This window comes from Cereibacter sediminicola (genome assembly GCF_007668225.1).
In the GTDB taxonomy this organism is placed as follows: Bacteria; Pseudomonadota; Alphaproteobacteria; order Rhodobacterales; family Rhodobacteraceae; genus Cereibacter_A; species Cereibacter_A azotoformans.
In genome coordinates this window covers 1-5,266 of the sequence record NZ_VDEK01000070.1, presented here as the reverse complement: position 1 = coordinate 5,266, position 5,266 = coordinate 1, and the positions used below count along the sequence as shown (strand labels likewise).

The 5,266-nt window shown below is 65.1% G+C and carries 3 protein-coding genes and 1 pseudogene; all 4 read right to left on the bottom strand.

What is annotated here, in order from left to right; all coding sequences use genetic code 11:
• Positions 1 to 512: pseudogene (locus tag FG154_RS21625) on the bottom strand (type I restriction endonuclease subunit R); the annotation flags it as partial.
• Positions 513 to 530: 18 nt separating this feature from the next.
• A complete protein-coding gene (locus FG154_RS20015; protein ID WP_246100480.1) occupies positions 531 to 2,069 on the bottom strand; it encodes a type I restriction endonuclease in 1,539 nt (512 codons plus the stop codon).
• A gap of 1 nt (position 2,070) precedes the next feature.
• Complete coding sequence (locus FG154_RS20010) at positions 2,071 to 3,423, bottom strand: restriction endonuclease subunit S (RefSeq protein WP_145111805.1); 1,353 nt, start codon at positions 3,421 to 3,423, stop codon at positions 2,071 to 2,073.
• A partial coding sequence (locus FG154_RS20005; RefSeq protein WP_342779094.1) for a type I restriction-modification system subunit M occupies positions 3,420 to 5,266 on the bottom strand: 1,847 nt, incomplete at its 5' end. The genes FG154_RS20005 and FG154_RS20010, both read right to left, overlap by 4 nt.

The window sequence follows — 5,266 nt, the reverse complement described above, 5'->3', positions numbered from 1 at the left end:
GCCAGCCGCCGGTCGATGTACATCCCGCAGAGAAGCGGCTGGTCGAAGCCGGTCTGGAACTTGTTCGCCACGATCAGCACGTGGAAGCCGGCGCCCTTGAAGGTCTCGCGGATGTCGCCCTTCAGCCCCGGGTTCAGCGCCTTGCTGGTCTCGGAGAACGGGTCGGGGCCGCTTTCCGGGTCGTTCACCTCGCCCGAGAACGCAACCAGCGTGCCGAGCGGATAGCCCTTCTCGGCGATGTAGCTCTGCATCGCCAGCTGCCAGCGCACCGCCTCCTTCCGGCTCTCGACCACCACCATCGCCTTGGCCCGGCCCTCGAGCAGCGGCATCACCATCGCGCGGTAATGCTCGACCACGATCGCCACCTTCTGGCTGATGTTCCAGGGGTGCAGCTTCACCCAAGCCATCAGCGACTTCAGCGCGGTGCTCCGCTCGACCTCCTTGTCGTCCAGCTCCCGCCCGTCGCTCGCCAGCTTGAAGGCCAGCGAATAGGGCGTGTAGTTCTTCAGCACGTCGAGGATGAAGCCCTCCTAGATCGCCTGCCGCATCGAATAGACGTGGAAGGGCGCCGGCAGGTTGCCCGGCCCGGCGGGCGCCGAGGGATCGGGACGGCGGCCGAACAACTCCAGCGTCTTGGCCTTGGGCGTCGCGGTGAAGGCCACGAAGCTGATGCGCGCGCTCGACGCCTTCGCGGCCATCTGCGCGGCGAGGATGTCCTCGGTGCCGATCTCGCCGCCATCCGCCACCGCCGCCAGTTCCTCGGCCGAAAGCACCTGCTTCAGCTTTGAAGCCGCCTCGCCGGTCTGGCTGGAATGGGCCTCGTCCGCGATCACCGCGAAGCGCTTGCCGGTCGTCGCGGCCAGCTCCTGCACCGCCTTCAGCGCAAACGGGAAGGTCTGGATCGTGCAGACCACGATCTTCTTGCCGCCCGCCAGCGCCTCGGCCAGCTGGCCGCTCTTCGCGCCGCTGTCGTTGGTGATGGTCGCCACCACGCCGGTCGTGCGCTCGAAGGCGAAGATCGCCTCCTGCAACTGGGTGTCGATCACGGTGCGATCCGACACCACCACCACCGAGGAAAACACCTTCGCGTCCGCCGCGTCGTGCAGGTCGGCCAGATGATGCGCCGTCCAGGCGATCGAGTTGGTCTTGCCGGAGCCCGCCGAGTGCTGGATCAGGTATTTCCCGCCCGGGCCTTCCTCCAGCACCGCCGCCCGCAGCCTGCGCGTGGCATCAAGCTGGTGGAAGCGCGGGAAGATCATCCCCGTCAGCGCCTTCTTCGCGTCGCGCGTGCCGACCATGTAGCGGCCGAGGATCTCGAGCCAGCTGTCGCGCGCCCAGATCTCCTCCCACAGATAGGCGGTGCGGTGGCCCAGCGGGTTCACCGGGTTGCCCTTGGCGCCGTGGTCGCCCTTGTTGAACGGCAGGAAGCGCGTGCCCGGCCCCTCGAGCCGGGTCGTCATCATTACCTCGCTGTCGCTGACCGCAAAATGCACCAGCGCGCCGCCGGGGAAGGAGAGGAGCGGCTCCGGCGCCTGGCCCTTCTCGTGCGGCATGCGGTCGAAACGGTACTGGTCGACCGCGTCCTGCACGCCTTGGGTGAAGTCGGTCTTCAGCTCCGCCGTCGCCACCGGAATGCCGTTCAGGAACAGCACGAGGTCGAGGCATTTCTCGTTCGCCACCGAATAGCGCACCTGCCGCACCACCCGCAGCCGGTTCGCGTGATAGCGGGCGGTGATCTCGGGGTTCATGCCCATGGCGGGGCGGAACTGGGCGAGGGCGAGCGGGGCCTTGAGGCCCACGATGTCGATCCCCCGCCGCAGCACCTCGAGCGTGCCGCGCTCGTTCAGAAGCTTCCGCAGCCGGTCGAGGATCGCCGCCTCGCCATGCTTGACCACAGCCTCCGCCCAGGGGTTCGGTTGCGTGGCCTCGGCCCAAGCTGCGACATCCGCGGGGAAGAGCGCGCGGGTGCGGTCATAGTGCTGCGCGTCCCCGTCGGAATAGAGCCAGCCCTGCGAGGCGAGATGGGCGCAGATTACCTCCTCGAAGCCGATTTCCTTGTGGGTGGCCATGTCACGCGGGTTCCAGGCATTCGGGAAGGGATTGGGAGGAAAGGTCTCGCACGTCGATCTTGCCGGTCACCGCCGCCGAGATTAGCGCGGCACGACGTTCCTGCAGGAGGGTGATGGCGCTGGTGGCGGTGGAGGTGAGGGCGTCGAGTTTCGGCAACTCTTCCGCCAGATAATCGGCAATTGTCAACTGTTCATCCATAGGCGGGAAAGCGAACCTGTGACCGCGTAGTTGTTCCGCCGTCAAGTGGTCAATCGTCGTCTGATTGCCGCCTGCAATAAACACGTTTCGCCGGGTTGCCATGTCCATGACGTAATAGAAGAACTCGGCCGTGTCTTTGTTTGTGTTACGCGGGCGAAGGCGATGCAGAGCCTTTTGATAGTAGCACTCTTCTAGCTCTCCTCGCCAAATCGCGGAGCGCCCGACATAACTGCCGCCCTCGTTAACGAGAAGATCGCCCGATCGCAGCCGATAACGCGATCTTGCCTCTGGCGGGAAGTCCATTAGCGGCAGATCGTCGACGTTGATTTGCCCCCACTGAACGTCAAAAACCCGAAGGTAGGGCCGCATGTCGTCACCTGAAGATCGCGCTTCGTTAAGCATACGCCCCAGTTGGACTTCATACCGGTAGCCCGTCGGCACCACCTCCCACCCCTCGGGAATATCCCCGAGCCAGTCAATGCCCGAGGGTTTGAGGGGGGCGTCGGGGTTCAGGCCGCGGGTGACGGCGTGGCTGATGACGGCCTGACGCTTCTCGGCCAACAGCGCGATCAGCCGCCGCTGTTCCTCCACCAGCGCGTCGATCTTCGCCGTTTCCCGGTCAAGGAAGGCGGCGATGGCCTGTTGTTCGGAGAGCGTGGGGAGGGGAATGCCGCAATCTCCCAACTCCTGTGAATTGAGGTGAGGTTGTGCAGCCCTCATCCGAAGAAGATCAAGCTGGAAAACCTTTACCTGCGCGCTCAACAAGGCGTATTGCAGAAAGTCTGGGTCGGCGCCCTTCGGTGTGACGACCATGTCAAACCCCGCTATGGCAGGGCAATGTTCCTCCCGAATGATGGCTGAGTCCCCGGTGTAGGCGCCGCTTCGGACGACGATTATGTCGCCTGGCGCGAGCCAAAGGATGCGGGCAGGTGGGATATCCGCTGGATTAACAAAAACGAGACCATCCACGGAAATGGTTCCGGCATCGACATTGGTCGCGCGTATGAGAGGCGTGCCGGTCTCCTGATAGGCCGGGGGTTCGCCGATGCCATATCGGATCGATGCCACACGTTTCAGCGGCACAACCTCCCACCCTTCCGGCACCTCCCCCAGCCATTCCACCCCACTGTCCTTGTAGGCCGAATAGCGCCTCATGCCGAAAGCCCCGCCAGCATCGCCTGTATCCGCGCCGTCACCTCGGCCAGATCGGCGTCGATCTCGACCAGTGGACGGGGCGGCTCGAAGACGTAGAAGTGCCGGTTGAAGGGGATCTCGTAGCCGACCTTCGTCTTCTCGGGGTCGATCCAGGCATCGGGCGCGTGGGGCAGGACCTCGCGTGCGAAATAGGCCGCGACATCCTCGGTCAGCGGCACGTTCTCGGTGTCGCGCAAGGCGGGGTCGGGCTGCGGCTTGCCCTTCAGCTTTCCCTTCTGGCCCAGCACCACCCGGCCCTGATCGTCGCGCAACGTCCGCTCGACCGTGATCGTGCGGTAGCCGAAGCTCTCGTTCGGCAGGATGCGCGACAGGGGCGCCAGCTTCACGCAGCCGCCTTCGGGCGGCGCCGGCGGGGTCTCGCCTGCGGTCACGACGACGGTGCCGACCTCCTTGCCGGCAGCATCAAAGACGCGCGCCAGCTCGGCCTCGGTGAAGTCGCCGAAGAGCTTCGTGATCGTGGCGATGTCGGCATCGCCCATCTGCTTGCGCTTCGAGCCGAGGCTCTTTCGCATCTTCTGCCAGAAGCCGGAGCCGTCGATCAGCTGGACCTTGCCCTTGCGGGCCTCGGGCTTCCGGTTGGTCAGGATCCAGACGTAGGTCGCGATGCCGGTGTTGTAGAACATGTCGGTGGGAAGTGCCACGATCGCCTCGACGAGGTCGCTTTCCAGCACATGCCGGCGGATCTCGCTCTCGCCCGATCCCGCGCCGCCGGTGAAGAGGGGCGAGCCGTTCAGCACGATGCCGAAGCGGCAGCCGCCCTGCGCGGCGGGGCGCATCTTGGACAGCAGGTGCATGAGGAAGAGGAGCGAGCCGTCTGACACCCGCGGCAGGCCGGGGCCGAAGCGGCCGGCGTGGCCCTGTCTCTCGTGCTCGGCGCGGACGACCTTCTCGACCTTCTTCCATTCGACGCCGAAGGGCGGGTTCGAGAGCATGTAGTCGAAGGTCTCGCCCGGGTGGAAGTCGTCCGAGAGCGTGTTGCCGAAGGCGATGTTGCCGACATCCTGCCCCTTGATCAGCATGTCGGCCTTGCAGATGGCGTAGGATTCCGGGTTCAGCTCCTGCCCCGAGAGTGCGACCGAAGCCGCGGGGTTCATGTCCGTCAGGTATTCCTCGGCGACCGAGAGCATGCCGCCGGTCCCTGCGGTGGGATCGTAGATCGTGCGCACCACGCCGGGCTTCGACAGCGCTGCGTCATCCTCGACGAAGATGAGGTTGACCATCAGGCGGATCACCTCGCGCGGGGTGAAATGCTCCCCGGCGGTCTCGTTCGAGAGTTCGGCGAAGCGGCGGATCAGTTCCTCGAAAACGAGGCCCATTTGGTGGTTGGTGACCCGGTCGGGGTGGAGCGGCGCCTTGGCGAACTTCTCGGTGACGAGGTAGAGAAGCCCCGCCTTCGCCAGCCGGTCGATCTGGGTGTCGAACTCGAAATGGTCGAAGATGTCGCGCACCTCGGGCGAGAAGCCCTGGATGTAGGCGCGCAGGTTCAGGGCGATGTTGTCCTGGTCGCCCATGAGCTTGCCGAGGTCGAAGCGCGAGGCGTTGTAGAAGGACTGCCCCGAGGCCTTGCGCAGGAAGGGCGCAGGCGGCATGCCCTGCTCCTTCCTGAGCTTGTATTCAGCCAGGACCGCCTCCTTGGTCGGCGCCAGGACGCAGTCGATGCGGCGCAGGACGGTGAAGGGAAGGATGACCTTGCCATAGTCGGACTGCTTGTAGTCGCCCCGGAGCAAGTCGGCGACGGACCAGAGAAAGGCGGACAAGTCTTGCTGATTCAACGTGATGCTCC

Coding starts and splice junctions, on each gene's coding strand:
- FG154_RS20015 (WP_246100480.1), bottom strand. CDS start 2,069: ATGGCCACCCACAAGGAAATCGGCTTCGAGGAGGTAATCTGCGCCCAT.
- FG154_RS20010 (WP_145111805.1), bottom strand. CDS start 3,423: ATGAGGCGCTATTCGGCCTACAAGGACAGTGGGGTGGAATGGCTGGGG.